The following is a 19,882-nucleotide window of genomic DNA, read 5'->3' on the forward strand; positions in this document are numbered from 1 at the left end:
TCAACGGTCAGGTCATCGGCGAAGTGCCGGTCGCCCGTGGCATCCGGCACGTACTTCACGGTGACAACGATCCTCAAGCTCACGCCGGCTCTCCTCGATCAGAGCGTCCTCGGACTGCCCGGTAAAGGTCTACTGCTGTCAACGTATGGCACTGAGTTCCCTCTGTAAAGGTACGTAGTGCCAAACGGGACGTCCGGTGTTACGTTCCCGGCATGAGCGAGGCACGCGAGGTCACCGGTTCACCGAAGAAGGCACCCATGCGGGAGGTGCTGGCCGAGGCGGCGTTCCAGCTGTACCTGGAGCGCGGCTTCGAGCGGACGACCGTGGACGACATCGTCGCGCGCGCGGGAGTCGGGCGCCGGTCGTTCTTCCGCTACTTCCCGTCCAAGGAGGACGCGGTCTTCCCCGATCACGAGAGCTGCCTCGCCGACATGACCGCGTTCCTCGACGCGGCCGGCGACGACAGCGACGCCGTCGAGGTGGTGTGCGACGGGGCCCGCATCGTCCTGCGCATGTACGCCGCGAACCCCGAGTTCTCCGTGCAGCGCTACCGGCTGACGCGCGAGGTCCCCGGCCTGCGCACCTATGAACTGTCCGTCGTGCGCCGCTACGAGCGCACCCTCGCCGGGTATCTGCGCCGACGCTGGAGCGATGCCGCGGACGGCGCGCTGCGCGCCGAAGTGGTCGCCGCTTCCGTGGTCGCCGCGCACAACAACGGCCTGCGCTCCTGGCTCAGGTCGGGCGGCGAGGGCGACGCCGAAGCGGCCGTCGACCAGGCCCTCGGGCTCGTCCGGCGGATGTGGGGCGAGGCGGGACAGGCGCCCGGCGCCGCGGAGAGCGACGACGAGGTCGTCGTCATGGTCGCCCCCAAGGGTGCCCCCATGTGGCGGGTCATCCAGCGGGTGGAATCGGCGCTGCGGGACGACTGACCGGGACCCGGAGCCGCAAGAGAGGGTACTGGGTGTCTTTACCGCGCGGCACTGAGTGCCATACGATGCGAGAGGCGTCGGGGCCGCAGCCTCGGCGTACGCCGGGCGAGCGCGGGAGGCCGAGAGTGTCAGAGATGGCAGAGGTGTTCGAAAGCCGGATCGGGGCCGGGACCGGGACGGGCGTGATGGCGCCCCCGGCGCAGACGGCCGCCACGCATCGGGAGCCGGCCGGCTTCGCCTACCAGCGCTGCAAGTGGTGCGCCTCGCCGTCGTTCCGGCGGCTGCTGTGCCCGGTGTGCGCCTCCAGCGACCTGGAGACGGAGCACAGCGCGGGCCTCGGCATCGTGGTCCAGTCCCGAGTGGTCCACCGCGGCACCGGCGCGGCCCGCAACGAATCGCTGGTCCGTTTCCCCGAGGGCTTCGTCGTGCCGTGCCGGATCGTCGGCACGGCACCCCACCTGGTGTGGGTCGGAGCCCCCGTCCGGCCCGCGCGGGGCACCGTCGTCGGCGCCACGGCCGGTGAGGTCGTCTTCGAACTCTGCGAGTACGGGACGGACGACGTTGACGGACTGCGCCGCTAGGCCCTTTCCCCGGAGAGCCCCGCGAGGAAGTCGAGCAGTGCGGCGTTCACCTCTTCGGGGCGCTCCTGCTGGATCCAGTGGCCGGCGCCGTCGAGGACGACACGGCCGCGCAGATCGGTCAGGACCCGCTCCATCTTGTCGTCCGGCATGAACCGGGCGACCGGGTCGCGGGAGCCCGTGACGAACAGCGAGGGACAGTCGATCGTGCGGCCCGCCAGGTCCTCCGTCAGGGTCCAGGTGCGATCGAGATTGCGGTAGTAGTTCAGCCCGCCGGTGAAGCCGGTCCGGGTGAACTCATCCACGTAGTAGGCGAGTTCCGGCTCGTTCAGCCAGCGTGGCGGCGGCAACTGCTCGTCGGGGCGGTCCGCCCACGCGGCCGAGTAGATCTCCCGCGTGACGAGCGTGCGGCGGACGTTCCGGGCGAGCGCGCGGTCGGCGGTCCCCGGCTCCTGGAACCACACGATGTAGAAGTCGTCGCCGTTCCGCTTGCGCAGCAGCGGGACCGGTGGCACGGGGGAGCGGGGCGCGGCCGGCACGCTCATCCCGGCGACGGCCCGCACCCGCTCCGGGTACGCCGTCGCCATCTGCCACACCACGATCGCTCCCCAGTCGTGGCCCACGAAGACGGCGTCGTCCGCGCCCTCCGCGTCGAGCAGCCCGGCGAGATCCGCGCACAGGGTCAGCGCGTCGTACGCTTCCGCGTCGGCCGGGCGGGAACTTCCGCCGTAGCCGCGCATGTCGGGAGCCAGCACCCGATAGCCCGCCGCGGCCAGCGCCCGCACCTGATGCCGCCACGAGAACGCCAGCTCGGGGAAGCCGTGGCAGAGCACGACCAGCGGCCGGTCCGTGTCCCCCGCGGTGCCGGGGCCCTGCTCGAAGACCCGCAGCGTGATGCCGTTCGTCTCGACGTCGCGCACCGCGACGTCCTCCCACCCGGCCACCGCCGATGGTGTGGGCATGTGCGAAACCCCCTGCGTGTAGGCGTGCTCGATCAAGAAAGCCGAGTGAGGAGAGTGAAGTCGATCGAGCCCACCCGGCACAAGGGCCGCCGCCCTGCCGGTCGGCGGACGGGCTGTGGGGCGACACCCGATCACGTCACGACAAGTAGCCGGGGGAACACGAGGGTTGATGGGGCTGGTCCTCCAGGTGAAGGGTGCGCAAGGATGGAGGTATGACCGCGGCCCAGCGCGCCATGTCCGAACTGGGGACATGGCCGAACCTGGTAAGTGGCCCGCCCCGGTGCTCGGTTGGGCACGCCTTCGGCGCGGCGGGCCATGAACTCATCCATTTCCACGCCGACGACTGCGCCGATCTGTACCTGACCTCGTCGGCGGTGCAGCGGCTCCTGCCCCAGCTGCGGCACAGCAGCGCGATCCGGGTGCGGCCGGGCGACTCCTGGATCACCGTCCTCCTGGAGTGCGACACCGACGTCCAGCTGCTGCTCAGCCTGGTGAGCGTCGCCCTCAAGGAGCACGACGCCCACGCCTGCCCCTCCCCGCCCTGCGACTGGGAGCGGCCGAAGGCCTCGTAGCCGCGCTCACTCCTCGAAGCGGTCGCCGAACTGTTCGAGGCGCGCCTCCTCCAGGTCCAGGACGTGCTGGGCGCCCTGGAGCGCGCGGGAGCTGTACGAGCCGCGGGTGCGTGCGGTGAGCAGGGCGTCGCGTTCCGCCGAGACGACCCGCAGCCTGAGCCGGAGATAGACGAGGTGCGCGTCGTCGACGCCCCGGAACGCCGCGGCGGCCTTCCTCCGGTCCTCCTCCGAGTCCGCGTCCCGCGGCCGGATCAGACTGTCCTGCCGCACCCGGTCGAGGAGCGCGGGCGGGACGGAGCCGGACTCCTGCGCCTCGTCCAGGGAGGCGACCGCCGCGTCGGACATCTCGCCGACCAGCCGCCCGTACTCCTCACGCAGCCGCTGCGGGTCGTCGCCCGGGATGCGGACGGTGCGGATCACGGCGGGCAGCGTCAGCCCCTGCAGCAGCAGTGTCGTCACGGCGACGACGAACGCGATCACGATCAACTGGGCGCGGTACTCGGTGTCCTCGGGCAGGGTCTGCGCGGCCGCCACCGTGATCGCGCCCCGCATCCCCGACCAGGCCAGCACCACACCGCCCTGCCACCCGAGCGTCTCGGTGAGCCGGAAGTCGATGTCGGCGCTCGTGCGCTGCACGCGGCGCTCGATGTGTGCCTTCTTGCGCGGGGTGAACCGTTCGCTCAGGTCGAAGGTGTCGATCCGCTCCTGCATCCGCTCGATCAGCGGCTTCGAGGCGGCGGCCCGGCGTTCGTCACGCCGCACCAGCGCCACCAGCGGCACCACGAACACCATCCGTACGACGATGACGAGTCCGGTGAGGGCCAGCCCGTAGAGGATGACGCGGCCCGCGCCGATCCCGTTCTCGTGGGCGTGCGCCTCGTCGAGCAGCGTCTTCAGGGCGAGCCCCATCAGCAGGAAGATCGAGCTCTCCAGGAGGAAGGCGAGGGTGCGCCAGTTCATCGCCTCGCCGATCCGGTCCTGGGCCCGCAGCAGCCGCGGGCTCAGATGCCCCGTCACCAGCCCGCAGACGACGACGGCGAGCACCCCCGACGCGTCGAACTCCTCGGCGGGCACATACGCCACGAACGGCACGACGAACGAGATCGCCGTGTTCAGCACCGTGTCGTCGAGGAGCGCGCGGACCCGTACGTTGACCAGGCCGACGACCACGCCCACCACGACCGCCACCGCGACCGAGAACACGAACTGTCCGGCGACGCCCCACAGGGACACCGCACCGGCCATCGCGGCCACCGCGGAGCGCAGCAGCACCAGGGCGGAGGCGTCGTTGACCAGCCCCTCGCCCTCCAGGAGCGTCAGCAGCCGCGACGGCAGGCCGAGTTTGCGGCCCACCGACGTCGCGGCGACCGCGTCCGTGGGGCTGATCACCGCGCCGAGCGCGAACGCGGCGGGCCAGCCGATGTCCGGCATCAGCAGGTGCAGCAGCCAGCCGGCCCCGAGCGTGGACACCGCCACGAGCAGTACCGCGAGCCCGCCGATGGCCTTGATGTCGCGGCGGAAGTCCTGCGCGGGCATGTTGACGGCCGAGGAGTACAGCAGCGGCGGCAGGACGCCCGCGAGGACCCACTCGGGATCCGGCTGCACCACCGGCACACCCGGGACGAAGCTGAGGGCGATGCCGACCACGACCAGGCTGAGCGGTGCGGCGAGCCCGAGGCGCTGCGAGAAGGCGGCCACCGCCACGATGCTCGCGACGCCGACGACGGCGATCAGGGTCACTTCCATGGCGTCCTCGTGGTGGACTGTGCAGTCTGGTGCATGCGGGCCATTGTGTCCGTGACGGTGCCGGGCGAGGCGAGAGACGAGGCCGAGATGCGCAAGATCGTCCTGATGATGGGTGTGTCCCTCGACGGATACCTGGAGGGTCCGGGCCGCGAGATCGACTGGCACGTCATGGACGCCGCTCTCCACCAGCACATGAACGACGTGCTGCGCCCCATGGGCGGCTTCCTCAGCGGACGCGTCACCCACGAGCTGATGGCGGACTACTGGCCCGAGGCCGACGCCGGTCCGGACGCGGACCCGGTCGAGGCCGAGTTCGCGGAGATCTGGCGCGAGAAGCCGAAGATCGTCTTCTCGCGGACGCTGAAGCCCGGCCCCGCCCCCTGGCACACGACCGTGCTCCCCGAGGTGTCCCCGGCCGCCGTCCGCGCCCTCAAGGAGGAGCCCGGCGGCGACCTCAGCCTCGGCGGCGCCGATCTGGCCGCCACCTTCCTGGAACACGACCTCGTCGACGAGTTCCGGATCTATATCCATCCCGTCCTGATCGGCGCGGGCAAGCGCGTCTTCCCGGACGGGCCGTTCGCCCCCTCGCCCCTCCGGCTCGTGGAGACCCGCGCCTTCGACAACGGCGTCGTCCTGATGCGCTACGAACGGGTCGCCGAGTGACCGGCGCGACGGCCGGTGAATATCGCTGTGGGTGAAGTCCGCCGTTCCCGCGCGGAGCCGCGCCTACGCTGACGTGATGAGCGCCCACGAGACCCGCAGGCCCCGAGCCGTCCTCACCCCCGAGCCGCTGTGGCGGCATGTCGTCGGCAGTGTGCTGCGCCGCCGCCGGCGCGCCCAGGGACGGACGTTGCAGGACGTGGCCGACGTCGCCGGGATCTCCATGCCCTATCTCTCCGAGCTGGAGCGCGGCCGCAAGGAGGCCTCGTCGGAGATGCTCGCCGCCGTGGCCGGGGCGCTCGGCCTCGGCCTGGTCGACGTACTGGCGCTCGCCCAGGGCGAATTGGCGCGCGCGGCACAGGTGCGCCGCACCGTCTCCGTCACCGCTGCGGTCTCCGCGCGCGGTACGGGCGGCCCGGTACAGGGGCGCGGCACGGTCTGCCTGGCGGCCTGAGCACCGGTCCGCCTCCCCTCACTCGCCGCGCAAGTGGCGCACGAGGACCGGGACATGGCTGTGCTCGACCTCCTTGACCGAGGTCACCAGCGTGACCCGGCCCTGCCCGGCCAGCTCCCGGACATGCGCCACGAGCTCGGCGCGCACCGGATCGGCCAGCTCGGCTGCGTAGCGCTCGGCGAACGCGTCGTACCGTCCGTCGCGGTCCTCGTGGTACCAGGTCCGCAGCTCCTTGGACGGCGCGATGTCCCGCAGCCACTCGTCGACGGCGGCCCGCTCCTTGGAGATGCCGCGCGGCCACAGCCGGTCGACCAGCAGCCGGGTGCCGTCGGCCGGGGCGGGCGGGTCGTAGACACGGCGTACGGCGATGCGGTCCGGCTGCGCGTGGGTGCTCATGGGGCCATTGTCCGGCGCATCAGCCGCCCGGCCAGCGCAGTCGCCTGTTCGGCGCACCCCGGATGGCCGAACGCCGTGCCGTGTGCGAAGAGTCGGACATGACCCAAGCACCGTACGACCCTCAGGCCCCGCACCAGACGCCCGCCGCCGGCGATCCGTCCCCCGATCAGGGCCCGCTCGGCAGACTCGCGCAGAACGCGTGGCAGGCCGTGCTCCTCATGGGCGTCGCCTCCCTCGTCGTCGGCGTCCTCGTCCTGGTCTGGCCGGGCGCCTCACTGTGGGCGGCGGGCGTTCTGTTCGGCATCTACCTCGTGGTCAGCGGCGTCTTCCAACTCGTCGCAGCGTTCGGCCGGCACGTCACCGCCGGGCTGCGGGTCGTGGCCTTCGTCAGCGGCGCCGTCTCCGTGCTCCTCGGCCTGTTCTGCTTCCGCGGGGCCATGCAGTCGACCTTGCTGCTCGCCCTGTGGATCGGCATCGGCTGGCTGTTCCGCGGCATCACCCAGACCGTCGCCGCGGCCGCCGACCCGACCGTGCCTGCGCGCGGCTGGCAGATCTTCCTCGGCGTGATCACCGCCCTGGCCGGCATCGTCCTGATCGACTCGCCGTTCGAGTCGGTCGCGGTGCTCACCCTGGTCGGCGGTCTGTGGCTGCTCGTGGTCGGCGTGGTGGAGATCGTCACGGCGTTCGCCGTCCGCGGCAGGGCCAAGAAGATCCCGCAAGGGGTGTGAACGCACGACGGCCCCGCCGCGACCAGGGCCTGTCCGGCGCTTCAGGTCGTATCCGGGTGGCCCGTCCTGGTCTGCGCCGGTGAGCGGGGCCCGGCACGCCGATCTGCGGCGTGCCGGGCCCCGCTCCCGCGACAGGATCCGCCGGACAGGTCCCAGCGGCGGGGCCGTCGGTCGGGCGATGTGCGGTCACACGCCGACCGTCTCCTCCAGCTCCTCCTCGACGACGTCGTCGCCCTCGGAGGCCGAGCCGGACGCGACGGCGGGAGCCGCGGCAGGAGCGGGAGCCGCGTGCCGCGCCGTGGTCGCGGCCGTCTGTTCCCGCCGGCGCTCGGCGAGCGCCGCGACGCCGATGACGACGAGGCCCACGGCCAGCCACGCCACCAGCGTCCACAGGTTCCGCGCCAGGTCGTGGTGGCCGAAGTAGATCAGGCTCCGGGCTCCCTCGACGAAGCCCGCGCCGTTCCAGAAGGAGTGCAGGCTGCCGAAGAAGCCGTTCTGCAGTTCGGGCCGGAAGATCCCGCCCGAGCTGGTGAAGTTCAGCATCACGAACAGCACCATCACGCCGAGCGTCGTCCACCGCTTCAGGAACGTGTGCAGGCCGACGCCGACGAACAGGATGCCCGCCGAGTACAGCCAGGCCATGCCCCACAGGCCCCACAGGTTCGTGTGGGCGAGGTGGAAGAGGGGCCCCGCGAAGGCCGCGCCGATCAGGCTGACCACGCCGGAGACACCGACCGCGAGCAGCGCCCTGGCCCGCATCCGCAGGGCGGCTCCGGCCCCGCCGAGCACCGCCACGGAGGCGTACGAGCCGATGCTGAGCGCGACGAGCAGGAAGAACAGACCCTGGCCCGTCGGGTCGTCGTCCACCGTCGGCACGACGTCCGTGACCTTCAGCGGCTCACCCTGCTCCGCGGCGACGGGCGTGAAGATCTTCTGGACGACCGAGACCGTGGTGTCGGAGCCCGCCGAGGCCACGATCAGCTCGGGTGCACCGCCGTTCTTGCCCGTCAGGACGTACGCGCCGTCGATGTCCCGCGTCTTGAGCAGGTCGACGGCGTCCGTCCGGTCGTCGAGCGTGCGGACGTCGAGCGCGTCGCCCGCCTTGTCCTTGACGGTCTGCGCGAAGACCTTCGCCTCGGCGCCCGAGCCGACGACGGCGACGGGCAGATGGTGCGGCTCGGGGTGGGCGAACGCGCCCAGATACGCCAGGCCCATGCCCACGCACATCAGGAGCGGGGTGAGCAGATGCGTCAGCACGTGACGCAGCGCGGGATTGCGCGCGGGCATGAGCGGGACCTCCATGGATCGACCTGATGAGTTGGCTTATACAACTCCTACGTAGTTGTACTGTACAACCGGTCATGGGGGTGGGTGTGTCGCCGAGGCTGTGAGCATGCCCACGCGGGGTGGGGCGGGGGAGTGGGAGGGCCGGAATCAGGCGGGCCGCGGCAGCGGGCGCTCCTCCAGGTCGACGGGCGGGCGGTCGCGGAATTCCTCGCTCCGTCGCTCGTACGCCTGGAGGCGCTTGCGCAGCGCGTGCAGCCGGCGACCCGTCTCGTACAGATAGCGGACCTTCGTCCGGATCACCCAGGGGTCGACCGGCTTGACGACATAGTCGGCGACGCCCAGCTCGAAGGCCTTCGCCGCCAGGGTGGGGTCCTGGCCCGCGCCCGTGATCATCATGATCGGTATGTCCTGGGTCTGCTCCAGGCGCGTCATGTACTCGGCGACCTCGAAGCCGCTGAGGTCGGGCATCAGCACGTCGAGCAGGACCACGGCGACGCCGCCGCGCAGGACCGTCTTGAGGGCGTCGTCCCCGGAGTTGGCGCGGTCCATCGGGTAGCCGAGCGGGGCGAGCGCGCTCTCCATCGCGAAGAGCGTGTCGTCGCGGTCGTCGACGACGAGGATCTTGGGCTGTGCAACGGTGGGCATCGCCAGTGGCCTCCCCTCGCCGGCACCGACAGCATATGCCGGAACACGGGGGATGGAAGGGGCAGTCAGTCCTCTCCGCGCACCAGATTCCACTCGCAATCCGGCTCGCGATCGGGCCCGGCGGGCTCCCTGGTGTCGCGGTGCGCGGGGCGGCAGGTGCGGATCCTGCCCTTGACCTCGCGTTTGGTCTCGGCCGGGTGCGGTGGCCGTGCGGTTGCGGTCATGATCGCTCCTTGTTCTCGATCTCTCTCGGTCACATTCGGTCGAATTCTTTTGTAGACAACTCGGTAGACGGTTCTGAAACGCCTCTGAAGCGCCCCCGAATCGCTCCTGAACCGACAATGCGAGGTGCGTGGTCGGTCGAACGTGTGGCGTGCGAGTACCCAGGTGGGTGTGGGTCAAAGACGGCGACGCCGGGTGCCCCGATCCGGAGGCCGGCGGGTTTGGCGGTGCCGGATCCGGCTACCCGCTCGTCCCGAGTCGCACGAGCCGTGGAAGGGAGCCGGGCCGTGACCCCCCTGGCGAAGCACGCGAACCCCCGCGCCGAGGAGACCCGGAGCGCGGTGCCCGCGCCGGCGGACGAACCGCCCAAGGATGCTCTTGTCCGCTATCTCGAGGACCGTTTCGCCTGCGCCCAGTCCTGCACCGAGTGCGCCCGCGCCTGCGCCGCGCGGGTCAGCTCCGGCGACCGGGCGGACCTGGCCGCCGGGGCGCAGGGTCCTGCCCGCCCGCCGGCCGCCGGTGCCGATCCGGACCCCGGCGGCAGGGCGCCGCAGGAACCGCGGCGCACCCTGCTGCTCTGCGTCGAGATCTGCGACGCGACCTGCCGGCTGCTGTCGGAGGAGGCGCTCCGCGACGAGTACGCCCTGCGCCTCCAGGTCGAGTGGTGCCGCGCGGTCGCCCTGGAGTGCGCCCACGCCTGCGACCGGGTCCCGGACGCCGAGGGCTGCGCGGAGCGCTGCCGGGCGTGCGCGCGGGCCTGCTCCGACTTCCTGGTGACGCTGGGCTGAACGCCGGGCTCAGGCGGTGCCGTCCCCGCCATTCACAATTTCTGGAACGGGTTCTACTGTGTGCGCCGTCGAACCATGCCTGAAAGACCGTCAGGCGCCGCCCAGTTGACCGCCAGGAGGGGCCGTGCACCTCGAATACACGCCCGAGCAGCAGCAGTTGCGCACCGAGCTGCGCGCCTACTTCGCCGAGCTCGTGCCCGACAACGCCTATGCCCGGTACGAGGACCCGGCCGCCCAGAAACGTTTCTACCGGGAGACGGTGCGCCGCCTCGGCTCCGACGGCTGGCTCGGGGTGGGCTGGCCCAAGGAGTACGGCGGCCGCGGCCTGACCCCGATGGAACAGTTCATCTTCTTCGACGAGGCCGCCCAGGCGGGCGTGCCGCTGCCGTTGATGGCGCTCAACACCGTGGGCCCGACGATCATGCAGTTCGGCACGGACGAGCAGAAGGAGTACTTCCTGCCGAAGATCCTCGCCGGGGAGATCGACTTCGCCATCGGCTACAGCGAACCGGACGCGGGCACCGACCTCGCGGCCCTCAAGACCAAGGCGGTCCGCGACGGCGACGAGGCGACCGGGCACTACACGGTCGACGGCCAGAAGATCTGGACGACCAACGGCGACACCGCCGACTGGGTCTGGCTCGCCGTCCGCACCGACCCCGACGCCCCGCCCCACAAGGGCATCACCATGCTGCTGGTCCCGACGTCCGACCCCGGCTACTCCTGCACCGTCATCAACACCCTCGCCTCGCACGACACCACGGCGAGCTACTACGAGAACATCCGGGTGCCCGCCGCGCGCCGGGTCGGCGACGAGAACAAGGGCTGGCGCCTGATCACCAACCAGCTCAACCACGAACGCGTCACCCTCGCCGCCCACGGCACCATGGCCATCCGCGCCCTGCACGACGTCCAGCGCTGGGCCATGGACACCAAACTGGCCGACGGGCGCCGCGTCATCGACCTCGGCTGGGTCAGGAAGCGTCTCGCGCAGACCCACACCAAGCTGGACGCGATGAAGCTCCTCAACTGGCAGATGGTGAACGCCGTCCAGCAGGGCACCCTCACGCCGCAGGACGCCTCCGCCGTGAAGGTCTACGGCTCCGAGGCGCGCCGCGACGCCTACGCGTGGCTGATGGAGGTGGTGGGATCCGCGGGCGCGCTGAAGGAGGGGAGCGCCGGCGCCGTCCTCCACGGCGAACTCGAACGCGGCTACCGGTCGGCCGTCATCTTCACCTTCGGCGGCGGCAACAACGAGATCCAGCGCGAGATCATCTCGTGGATCGGACTCGGGATGCCCCGGGTGCGCCGCTGACCGGGGCCTGACGCACCCGCGTACGGCACCCGCCTGAGTACGCGTACTCAGACCCCCTGCGTCGCAGCGCCCTGCCGGGACACCGTTGTGCTTCCGAGGATGGAGGGACCCGCCCCCGCCCGGAAAGGGACCCTCATGGGCCGTCAACTGCATCTGCGTACCGCCGTCCCGGAGGACCGCGACTGGATCCACGAGTTGCGGCACCGGGTGTACGCACAGGAGCTGGGCCAGCACGCGCCGGAGCCCGGCGGGCGGCTCAGCGACGGTCTCGACGGGGACAACGTCTATCTGGTCGTCACCCGGGGCGCCGTGCGGGTCGGGTTCGTGAGTGTGACGCCGCCCTGGGCGGGACGGTTCGGGCTCGACAAGTATCTGGACCGGGACGAACTGCCGTTGCTGCGTGAGGCCGACACCTTCGAGGTGCGCATCCTCACGGTCGAACCGGAGGAGCGGGCGAGCGCCGTGGCGCCGCTGCTGATGTACGCGGCGCTGCGCTGGATCGCCTCCCGCGGCGGGCGGCACGTCGTGGCGATGGGCCGCACCGAGGTGCTCGGCCTGTACCTGGCCGCGGGCCTGCGCCCCGCCGGACGGACGGTGCGCTGCGGGAAGGTGACGTTCGAGGTGCTCACCGGCGCGGTCGACGCGCTGACCCGGGGCACGCTCGACCGGCACCCCGCCACGCTGGAGCGGTTGCGGTCCACCGTCGACTGGCGGCTCGACACCCCGTTCGCCCCGGGCCCCGACGGCTGCGAACACGGCGGCGCCTCCTTCACCGCCGTCGGCACCGACTTCCGCACCCTGCACCGGCGCCGCCGGATCGTCGCGGCCGATGTGCTGGACGCCTGGTTCCCGCCCGCCCCCGAGGTGAGCGCCGTCCTCACCGACGATCCCTCCTGGCTGGCCCGCACCTCACCACCGGCCGGCGCGGAGGGCCTGCTCGCGGAGATAGCCGCCGTGCGCGCGCTGCCGGAGGACACCCTCTGCGTCGGCGCGGGCTCCTCCGACCTGATCTACCGGGCGTTCGGTCAACTACTCGGCCCCGACAGCCGGGTGCTCCTCATCGACCCCGGCTACGGCGAGTACGCCCACGTCACCGAGCGGATCATCGGCTGCCACGTGGACCGGCTGCGGCTGCGCCGCGCCGACGACTGGCGCATCGACCCGCTGCGGCTCGCCGAGGCCGTCGCCACCGGACGGTACGACCTCGTGGTCGTCGTCAACCCGAACAACCCCACCGGCCGCCACGCGCCGGCCGCCGAACTGCGCGCCGTGATCGACGCCGCGCCCGCCTCCACCCGCTGGTGGATCGACGAGGCCTACCTGGGCTACGTGGACCCCGACGACACCGACGCCTCGCTCGCCCCGCTCGCCGCGACCGACCCCCGCGTCATCGTCTGCACCTCCCTGTCCAAGATGTACGCCCTGTCCGGCCTCCGGGCCGCCTACCTGGTGGCCGCCCCGGAGACCGCGGCCCGCCTGCGACGGTGGACCCCGCCCTGGCCGGTGAGCCTGCCCGCGCAACGGGCCGCGGTCGCGGCGCTGGGCGCACCCGCCTACTACCGCGAACGCCGGCTCCAGACCCGGGCGCTGCGCCACCGGCTCGCCCTCGAACTCGCCGAGCTGGACGAGGGCGTGCACATCGAGGAGGGCATCGCGAACTTCGTCAACCTGACCCTGCCGGCCGACGGGCCCAGCGCCGCGCAGTTCGTCCTCGAATGCCGCCGTCACGACGTCTACCTGCGTGACCTGTCGCCGCTGTCCGCGCTCTACGAGGGGCGCACCGTACGGATCGCCGTCAAGGACGCCGCCGAGAACGCCCGCATCGTGGCCGCCTGCCAGGCCGCCCTCGACGTACTGGTCCCGCCGGTACCGCTCCCGGGCGAGCCGGTCACCGGAACGGCCCGGTGACCACCGCCGCCTCCCTGGCACCCTGGCTCGGCGGGGCGCTGGCCCTGGCCGGCGCGGGCGTGGCCGCGTCCCGGCGCCGCGAGCTGATGCTCCGGTGGTGCGCGTGGGCGGTGGGGGTGCCGCTGATCACCGGCGCGTTCTGGCTCGGGGACGCGGGCGCCGCGGCCGTCGCCACGGCGGCCGCGCTGATCGCCGTCCACGAACTCGCCGGACTGCTGAATCTGCCCCGCACCGACCGGGCGGTGCTCGCCGCGGCGGTCGCGGCCGTGATCCTCACCGCCTGGCTCGCACCGGCCGAGACCCTGCGCGCGGGCGCCGCCGGAGCCCTCGCCGTGGTCGCGGTGCCGCTGGTGTCCGGCGACGCCGACCACGGGCTGCGCCGGGCCACCGCCGCACTGTTCGGACTCGCCTGGCTGAGCCTCCTCGCCGCGCTGGTCCCGCTCGGGGCCGACGCGCTCGCCCTGTTCGTCGCGGTCTCCGTCGCCGACATCGCCGCCTACTTCGCGGGCCCGCGCCTCGGCGGCCCGCACCTGTCGCCGCTGTCCCCGGCCAAACGCTGGAGCGGCACCCTGGCTGGTGCCGCCGCGGGCGTCGGCGCGCTCGCCCTCCTCGGCGCGGCCGACTGGCGGACGGCACTGGCCGTGGCGGTCGGCGGACCGGCGGGCGACCTCGTCGAATCCATGGTCAAGCGCGGCGCGCGCCAGAAGGACGCGGGCCGCTGGCTGGCCGGCACCGGAGGGCTCCTCGACCGCGTCGACTCCCTCCTCGGCGCGCTCGCCGTCCTCCTGGTCCTGAACTGAACGGGCGGGTTCCGGCCGAACCGGTCGCCGCCAGGAGCCCGCGGGTACCCTGCGACCAGGAGGTGGGGCATGCGCGACGACGCGGACCCGGGACTCTTCGGCCCCGACTCGGTGACCTGGCAGGTCCACGCCGACCCCATGATGTGGATCGCGGGCATCCGCGCCCTCTACCTCCAGGCGCTGCACCCGCGCGCCGTACGCGGCGTGATGCAGAACTCCGACTTCAGGCGTGACGCCTGGGGCCGCCTGATGCGCACGGCGAGCTTCGTGGGCACCACGACGTACGGCACCACCGAGGCCGCGGAGAAGGCCGGGGCGCGTGTGCGCGGCATCCACCGCCGGCTGACGGCCACCGACCCCGGCACGGGGGAGCGGTACGGCGTCGACGAACCCGGACTGCTGCTGTGGGTGCACTGCGCGGAGATCGACTCCTATCTGCACGTCGCGCGCCGCTCCGGCTTCCGCCTCACCGACCCGCAGGCGGACCGTTATATCGCCGAACACCGCACCAGCGCCCGCCTCGTCGGCCTCGACCCCGACGACGTACCCGCCGACCAGGCGCAGCTGAGGGCCTATTTCGCGACGGTGCGCCCCGAGCTCGCGGCGGGCGCCGAGGCCCGCACCGTCGACGACTTCCTGCAACGCCCGCCCACGCACCCGCTGCTGAAACCCGCGCGCGAGGTGCTCTGGCGGCGCGTGGCGAACCTCGCCTACGCCTCCCTGCCGCCGTACGCCCACACCCTGTACGGCAGACCCGCCCCCGCACCGGCCGTCGTCACCCGTCACCTGCGCTCCACCGGCACCGCCCTGCGCCGGATTCCCGACCGTGCACGCTGGCAACTGCCGCCCAAACACATCCTGCGCGCCATGGCGAGACTCGGTTCCGACGCGCGACCGGCCCCGTACAAAGTCGACCGATGGGTAGCCATACTGGACTGAGGTCCGGCCCGGGGAGGGCGCGGGAGCGAGCCGACGGGGGCGATGGCGGACGATGCCGGAGTTGAGGGAGACCCGCGACGAAAAGCTGATCCACGGGCGGTACCGGCTGCTCGACCGGATCGGCCGGGGCGGCATGGGCGAGGTGTGGCGGGCGCGGGACGAGTCGCTGGGCCGGCACGTCGCCGTGAAGTGCCTCAAGCCGCTCGGACCGCAGCGCGACCAGTCCTTCACCCGGATCCTGCGGGAGCGCTTCCGCAGAGAGGCCAGGGTGGCCGCCGGACTCCAGCACCGCGGCATCACCGTCGTGCACGACTTCGGCGAGGACGAGGGCATCCTCTATCTGGTGATGGAGCTCCTGGAGGGCAAGAACCTCAGCCAGCTCCTGGAGGAGAACCGGCACCATCCGCTCGCCGTGGACGAGGTCGTCGACGTCGCCGAGCAGATCGCCGCCGCACTCGCCTACACGCATGAACAGGACATCGTCCACCGCGACCTGAAACCGGCGAACATCGTCCGGCTCACCGACGGCACCGCCAAGATCTGCGACTTCGGCATCGCCCGGCTCGGCCACGACATCGGCTTCACCGCCCGGCTCACCGGCACCGGCATCGCCATGGGCACCCCGCACTACATGTCGCCCGAGCAGATCGGCGGCACCCAGGTCGACGAGCGCAGCGACCTGTACTCCCTGGGCTGCGTCCTCTACGAGATCGCCACCGGCGCGCCCCCGTTCGACCTGGACGACGCCTGGGCCGTGCTCGTCGGTCACCGCGACACCGAGCCCGAGCCGCCGCGCAGCCACCGCCCCGAGCTGCCCGCGTACGTCGAGCGGATCATCCTCGACCTGCTCGCCAAGGAACCCGACCAACGGCCGCGCGACGCACGCGAGGTGGGCCGGCGCATCGCGGCCGGGCGGAGCGGTTACGTTCCCACGGTGCGGGCCCCGCAGATCGTGCCGTACGCCGCGACACAGGCGGTGCGCCCGCCGCGGCCCCCGCAGGAACCGCGCCTGCCGTCCTGGACCCGCGGCATGACCACCGGCCACAAGGCCACCGGCGGCGCCGGTCTGCGCGTCACCCCGCCGGACACCGCGGCCGGCCTCTCCGGCGAATGGATCCCGCGCCCGTCGGGACCCGCGACGGCCCGCCCGGACCCGGCCGAACGCCCCGACCCGGCACCGGAGTTGCTGGCCACGCTCGTCTCCCGGCACAACGCGGGGCTCAGCCTCGGCCGGCACGGCCGCTGGGCCGAGGCCGGTGAGGTGCACCGGTCCGTCGCCGCCGCACGCGAACACGCGCTCGGCCCCGACCACCCCGACACCCTCGCCAGCCGCTACGAGGCCGCGTTCAGCCTCAGCCGCACCGGCCACGCCACGGACGCGCTGCACGAGTACCGGCGTGTGGTGGAGGGCCGCGCCCGGGTCCTCGGCGCCGAGCACCCGGACACGCTGGGCGCCCGGCAGGAAGTGGCCTACGTCCTCGGCACGTTGGGGCGGCACTCCGAGGCGCACCAGGTGTACACCGAGGTTCTCGCGGCCCGCGAGCGCGCGATGGGGCCCGACCACCCCGACACCCTGCGCTGCCGGCACAACCTCGCCTTCAACCTCAGCCGGCTGGGCCGTCTGGAGGAGTCGTACCGGATGGCGAGCCAGGTGGCGCAGGCCCGCGCCCGGGTCCTCGGCCCCGACCATCCCGACACCCTCGTCACACGGTGCGAAGTCGGCTACACCCTCGGCCGGTTGGGCCGCTGGAGCGACGCCCTGCAGATCTACCGCGAGGTCGCCGCGGTCCGCGCGGAAACCCTCGGGCCCGGCCACCCCGACACCCTCGCGGCCCGCTACGAGGTCGGCATCGGCCTCGGCCGCCTCGGCCGCAGCGCCGAAGCCCTCGCCCTCTACCGCGATCTGATCGACGACCGTATCCGCGTCAGCGGCCCCGACGATCCCGAGACGCTGCGCGCCCGGCACGGCCTCGGCGTCAATCTCGGCCGGCTGGCCCGCTGGGAGGAGGCCCTGGCCGAGGCCCGGGACGTCTGCGCGATCCGTGAGCGGGTGCTCGGCCCCGACCACGTCGACACCCTCGTCAGCCGCCGCGAGGTCGCGGTCGGACTGGGCTGGCTCGGCCGCTGGCAGGACGCGCTCACCGAGTACCGCACGGTGGCGGACGCCCGGGAACGGGTGCTGGGAGAGTCCCATCCCGACGCGCTGACCAGCCGCAACGACGAGGCCCACTGCCTGGAGCAACTGGGCCGCGGCCCGGAGGCGACGGAGCTGTACCGCAGGGTGGCGGCCCGGCGGCGGCGCGGCTAGGGCCTTTCTCCCAGAGCCCTCCTGCCCCGTGACGGCCCGCCCGTCGAGGCCACGCGACGGGACACGGGCCGCACCCTGGCTGTCCCGGACACCCCCGTGCTACCAAGAGCCATGCTCACCCGGACCGACGTAGTCATCGTCGGCGGCGGCCACAACGCCCTGGTCGCCGCCGCCTACCTCACCCGCGCAGGCCGCACCGTCACCGTCCTCGAACGCCTCGGCGCCACCGGAGGCGCCGCCGTCTCCACCCGCCCCTTCACCGGCGTGGACGCCCGCCTGTCCCGCTACTCCTACCTGGTCAGCCTCCTGCCCGAGAAGATCGTGCGTGACCTGGACCTCGACTTCGCGGTCCGCACCCGCACCGTCTCCTCGTACACCCCCACCGTCCGCGACGGGCGCGCCACCGGCCTCCTGGTCGGCGGCGGCGCCGACCGGACCCGTGCGGCTTTCGCCCGTCTCACCGGCACGGACCGCGAGTACACGGCATGGAACCGCTTCTACGAGACGACCCGGCACGCGGCCGAACGGATCTTCCCCACCCTCACCGAGCCACTGCCCACCCGTGACGAACTGCGTACCCGCGTCGCGGACGAGGCCGCCTGGCGGCTGCTCTTCGACGAGCCCATCGGCGTCGGCATCGAGGAGCACTTCAGCGACGACCTGGTGCGCGGAGTCGTCCTCACCGACGCGCTCATCGGCACCTTCGCCGACGCCCACGACCCCGGTCTCGCGCAGAACCGCTGCTTCCTCTACCACGTGATCGGCAACGGCACGGGTGACTGGGACGTCCCGGTCGGCGGCATGGGAGCCCTCACCGACGCCCTCGCCGCGGCGGCCCGCGCCTCCGGCGCCGACCTGCGCACCGGTCACGAGGTCACCCGCGTCGAGACCGACGGACAGCACGCCGAGGTCACCTACCGCACCGGCGACACCGAAGGCACCATCGCCGCCCGCCACGTCCTCGTGAACGCCTCCCCGGAGCACCTCGCCCGGCTCCTCGGCGACACCCCGCCGCCCCCGGCCGAGGGCGCTCAGCTCAAGGTCAACATGCTGCTCAAGCGGCTGCCCCGGCTGAAGGACACCTCCGTCGACCCGCGCGAGGCGTTCGCCGGAACCTTCCATGTCGCCGAGGGATACGGCCAGTTGGCGACGGCCCACGCCGAGGCCGCGGCCGGGTCGCTCCCGTCCGCGCCGCCCTCGGAGATCTACTGCCACAGCCTCACCGACCCCACGATCCTCGGCCCGGACCTGGCCGCACGCGGCTACCAGACACTCACCCTCTTCGGACTGCACACACCGGCCCGGCTGTTCACCGCGGACAACGACACGGCCCGCACCGCCCTGCTCAAGGCCACCCTCGCCCAGCTCGACACCCACCTCGCCGAACCGCTGGAGGACTGTCTGGCCGAGGACGCCGAAGGCCGCCCCTGCATCGAGGCGAAGACCCCCCTCGACCTCGAACGGGAGCTGCGGCTGCCCGGCGGCAACATCTTCCACCGGGAGCTCTCCTTCCCCTACGCCCAGGAGGGCACGGGCCGCTGGGGCGTCGAGACCGCGCACGCCAACGTGCTGCTGTGCGGGGCGGGCGCGGTCCGGGGCGGCGGGGTCAGCGGCATCCCCGGGCACAACGCGGCGATGGCGGTGCTCGGCCGCTGACCCGACCGCGGGGTCAGGCGCCGAACACGCCCCGCAGCGCGGAGATCTTGCGCGGCAGGTCGTACTCGGCGCCGCCCTCGTGCCCGTTGTAGGGGAACACCTCGATCTCGGCGGGCCCCGCGTACCGGTGGTAGGCGGCGAACACGGTGGACGACGGGCAGATCCGGTCCATCAGGCCCACCGAGAACCAGGCCGGACTCGTCGACCGCGCCGCGAAGTTGACCCCGTCGACGTACGACAGGGTCTCCATCGCCGCCTCGACGCCGAACCGGTGCCCGGAGAGGAAGCGGGCGATCTCCGCGTACGGGCCGTTGTCCGTGATCTGCGAGGCCCGCCGGTAGTGGCACAGGAACGGTACGTCCGCGATCGTCGCCGCCACGTCGTCGCGCAGCCCCGCCACGGCCAGGGCGAGTCCTCCGCCCTGGCTGCCGCCCAGCACCGCGACCCGTGACGGGTCGACGGCCTCGTGGGCGCGGGCCGCGTCGACGGCCCGCACCGCGTCGGTGATCAGCCGCCGGTAGTAGTGCCGGTGCGGGTCCTCGATGCCGCGGGTGAGGAAACCCGGCGACGACGAGCCGTGGCCCTCGGGAGCGATGTCCGGGGTGTCCGCGGTGTTCTTGCCGCCGCCGCCCTGGCCCCGGTTGTCCATCACCAGGTGCGCGTGACCGAGCGCGCTCCAGGTCAGCCAGGAGTACGGGATGCCCCGGCCGCCGTTGTAGCCGATGTACTGGACGACGGCCGGCAGCGGGCCGGTGCGCCCGCGGGGCAGCAGCAGCCAGGCCCTGACGGGCTGCCCGCCCCAGCCGTTGAACGTCACGTCGTACACGTCCACCGTCGTCAGACCGGTCTCGTACGGCACGAACCGGGCGTCGAGCGGGTGCCGGGCGGCGTCGTCCAGCGTCTTGCGCCAGAACGCGTCGAAGTCCGCGGGCTCCTCCGGCGCGGGGCGGTACTCACGCAGCCGGTCGAGCGTCATGTCGAACAGCAAG

20 protein-coding genes and 1 pseudogene are annotated in these 19,882 nt (G+C 72.6%); 13 read left to right on the forward strand and 8 right to left on the reverse strand.

Going from position 1 to position 19,882, the window contains the following annotated elements; all coding sequences use genetic code 11:
- A pseudogene (locus tag ABZ930_RS37000) lies at positions 1-83 on the reverse strand (electron transfer flavoprotein subunit beta); the annotation flags it as partial.
- A 174-nt stretch (positions 84-257) separates the two neighbouring features.
- Here ABZ930_RS37000 and ABZ930_RS37005 point away from each other — a divergent pair.
- Together ABZ930_RS37005 and ABZ930_RS37010 are read left to right on the forward strand one after the other, a co-directional pair.
- Positions 258-929, forward strand: a complete 672-nt coding sequence (locus ABZ930_RS37005; protein ID WP_361558465.1) for a TetR family transcriptional regulator — start codon at positions 258-260, stop codon at positions 927-929.
- 185 nt (positions 930-1,114) lie between these two features.
- Complete coding sequence (locus tag ABZ930_RS37010; protein ID WP_361558468.1) at positions 1,115-1,510, forward strand: hypothetical protein; 396 nt, start codon at positions 1,115-1,117, stop codon at positions 1,508-1,510.
- Here ABZ930_RS37010 and ABZ930_RS37015 read toward each other — a convergent pair.
- Positions 1,507-2,469, reverse strand: a complete 963-nt coding sequence (locus tag ABZ930_RS37015) for an alpha/beta hydrolase (protein ID WP_361558383.1) — start codon at positions 2,467-2,469, stop codon at positions 1,507-1,509. The two genes, ABZ930_RS37010 and ABZ930_RS37015, sit on opposite strands and share 4 nt — an antisense overlap.
- A 212-nt stretch (positions 2,470-2,681) precedes the next feature.
- Between ABZ930_RS37015 and ABZ930_RS37020 the strand changes: the two genes are divergently transcribed.
- Positions 2,682-3,041 (forward strand): luciferase family protein, encoded by a 360-nt coding sequence (locus tag ABZ930_RS37020; protein WP_351460731.1) that lies wholly within the window; start codon positions 2,682-2,684, stop codon positions 3,039-3,041.
- Between the two features lie 6 nt (positions 3,042-3,047).
- Here the strand turns inward: ABZ930_RS37020 and ABZ930_RS37025 are convergent, their stop codons facing one another.
- Positions 3,048-4,787, reverse strand: a complete 1,740-nt coding sequence (locus ABZ930_RS37025) for a cation:proton antiporter (RefSeq protein ID WP_361558387.1) — start codon at positions 4,785-4,787, stop codon at positions 3,048-3,050.
- Positions 4,788-4,874: 87 nt separating this feature from the next.
- On the opposite strand from ABZ930_RS37025, the gene ABZ930_RS37030 reads away from it, so the two are divergent.
- Positions 4,875-5,450, forward strand: coding sequence for a dihydrofolate reductase family protein (locus ABZ930_RS37030; RefSeq protein ID WP_361558471.1), 576 nt, complete (start codon positions 4,875-4,877; stop codon positions 5,448-5,450).
- 76 nt (positions 5,451-5,526) lie between these two features.
- Positions 5,527-5,901 carry a helix-turn-helix transcriptional regulator gene (locus ABZ930_RS37035; RefSeq protein WP_361558390.1) on the forward strand — a complete coding sequence of 125 codons (375 nt, stop codon included), beginning with the start codon at positions 5,527-5,529 and terminating at the stop codon, positions 5,899-5,901.
- A gap of 18 nt (positions 5,902-5,919) precedes the next feature.
- Here ABZ930_RS37035 and ABZ930_RS37040 read toward each other — a convergent pair whose 3' ends face one another.
- Complete coding sequence (locus ABZ930_RS37040) at positions 5,920-6,297, reverse strand: DUF488 family protein (protein WP_361558393.1); 378 nt, start codon at positions 6,295-6,297, stop codon at positions 5,920-5,922.
- Between the two features lie 98 nt (positions 6,298-6,395).
- Here ABZ930_RS37040 and ABZ930_RS37045 point away from each other — a divergent pair, with 98 nt between their 5' ends.
- Complete coding sequence (locus ABZ930_RS37045) at positions 6,396-7,025, forward strand: HdeD family acid-resistance protein (RefSeq protein WP_361558396.1); 630 nt, start codon at positions 6,396-6,398, stop codon at positions 7,023-7,025.
- A 186-nt stretch (positions 7,026-7,211) separates the two neighbouring features.
- On the opposite strand, the gene ABZ930_RS37050 is transcribed toward ABZ930_RS37045, so the two are convergent.
- The 3 genes from ABZ930_RS37050 to ABZ930_RS37060 form a co-directional block, all read right to left on the reverse strand.
- Complete coding sequence (locus ABZ930_RS37050; protein WP_361558399.1) at positions 7,212-8,312, reverse strand: hypothetical protein; 1,101 nt, start codon at positions 8,310-8,312, stop codon at positions 7,212-7,214.
- A 147-nt stretch (positions 8,313-8,459) separates the two neighbouring features.
- Complete coding sequence (locus tag ABZ930_RS37055) at positions 8,460-8,957, reverse strand: response regulator (protein WP_361558402.1); 498 nt, start codon at positions 8,955-8,957, stop codon at positions 8,460-8,462.
- Positions 8,958-9,022: 65 nt separating this feature from the next.
- The gene (locus tag ABZ930_RS37060; RefSeq protein ID WP_361558405.1) at positions 9,023-9,181 is read right to left on the reverse strand and encodes a hypothetical protein; all 159 of its coding nucleotides are present in this window, start codon (positions 9,179-9,181) and stop codon (positions 9,023-9,025) included.
- A gap of 339 nt (positions 9,182-9,520) precedes the next feature.
- Here ABZ930_RS37060 and ABZ930_RS37065 point away from each other — a divergent pair, with 339 nt between their 5' ends.
- The 7 genes from ABZ930_RS37065 to ABZ930_RS37095 all read left to right on the forward strand — a co-directional run bounded on the left by ABZ930_RS37065 (position 9,521) and on the right by ABZ930_RS37095 (position 18,893).
- Positions 9,521-9,967: a ferredoxin gene (locus tag ABZ930_RS37065; RefSeq protein ID WP_361558474.1), complete on the forward strand. Its 447-nt coding sequence runs from the start codon at positions 9,521-9,523 to the stop codon at positions 9,965-9,967.
- Between the two features lie 124 nt (positions 9,968-10,091).
- Positions 10,092-11,282 (forward strand): acyl-CoA dehydrogenase family protein, encoded by a 1,191-nt coding sequence (locus tag ABZ930_RS37070; RefSeq protein ID WP_361558408.1) that lies wholly within the window; start codon positions 10,092-10,094, stop codon positions 11,280-11,282.
- Positions 11,283-11,417: 135 nt separating this feature from the next.
- A complete protein-coding gene (locus ABZ930_RS37075; protein ID WP_361558411.1) occupies positions 11,418-13,190 on the forward strand; it encodes a histidinol-phosphate transaminase in 1,773 nt (590 codons plus the stop codon).
- The gene (locus ABZ930_RS37080; RefSeq protein ID WP_361558414.1) at positions 13,187-13,990 is read left to right on the forward strand and encodes a phosphatidate cytidylyltransferase; all 804 of its coding nucleotides are present in this window, start codon (positions 13,187-13,189) and stop codon (positions 13,988-13,990) included. The genes ABZ930_RS37075 and ABZ930_RS37080 overlap by 4 nt, the downstream gene beginning before the upstream one ends.
- A 69-nt stretch (positions 13,991-14,059) precedes the next feature.
- Positions 14,060-14,929 (forward strand): oxygenase MpaB family protein, encoded by an 870-nt coding sequence (locus ABZ930_RS37085; RefSeq protein ID WP_361558417.1) that lies wholly within the window; start codon positions 14,060-14,062, stop codon positions 14,927-14,929.
- A gap of 52 nt (positions 14,930-14,981) precedes the next feature.
- On the forward strand, positions 14,982-17,237 hold the full coding sequence (locus ABZ930_RS37090) for a serine/threonine-protein kinase (protein WP_361558420.1): 2,256 nt from the start codon (positions 14,982-14,984) through the stop codon (positions 17,235-17,237).
- A gap of 111 nt (positions 17,238-17,348) precedes the next feature.
- Positions 17,349-18,893 carry an NAD(P)/FAD-dependent oxidoreductase gene (locus tag ABZ930_RS37095; protein ID WP_361558423.1) on the forward strand — a complete coding sequence of 515 codons (1,545 nt, stop codon included), beginning with the start codon at positions 17,349-17,351 and terminating at the stop codon, positions 18,891-18,893.
- Positions 18,894-18,906: 13 nt separating this feature from the next.
- On the opposite strand, the gene ABZ930_RS37100 is transcribed toward ABZ930_RS37095, so the two are convergent.
- Positions 18,907-19,881: an acetylxylan esterase gene (locus ABZ930_RS37100; protein ID WP_361558426.1), complete on the reverse strand. Its 975-nt coding sequence runs from the start codon at positions 19,879-19,881 to the stop codon at positions 18,907-18,909.
- Between the last annotated feature and the right edge of the window lies 1 nt (position 19,882).

The organism is Streptomyces sp. NPDC046716 (assembly GCF_040645755.1).
Classification (GTDB): domain Bacteria; phylum Actinomycetota; class Actinomycetes; order Streptomycetales; family Streptomycetaceae; genus Streptomyces.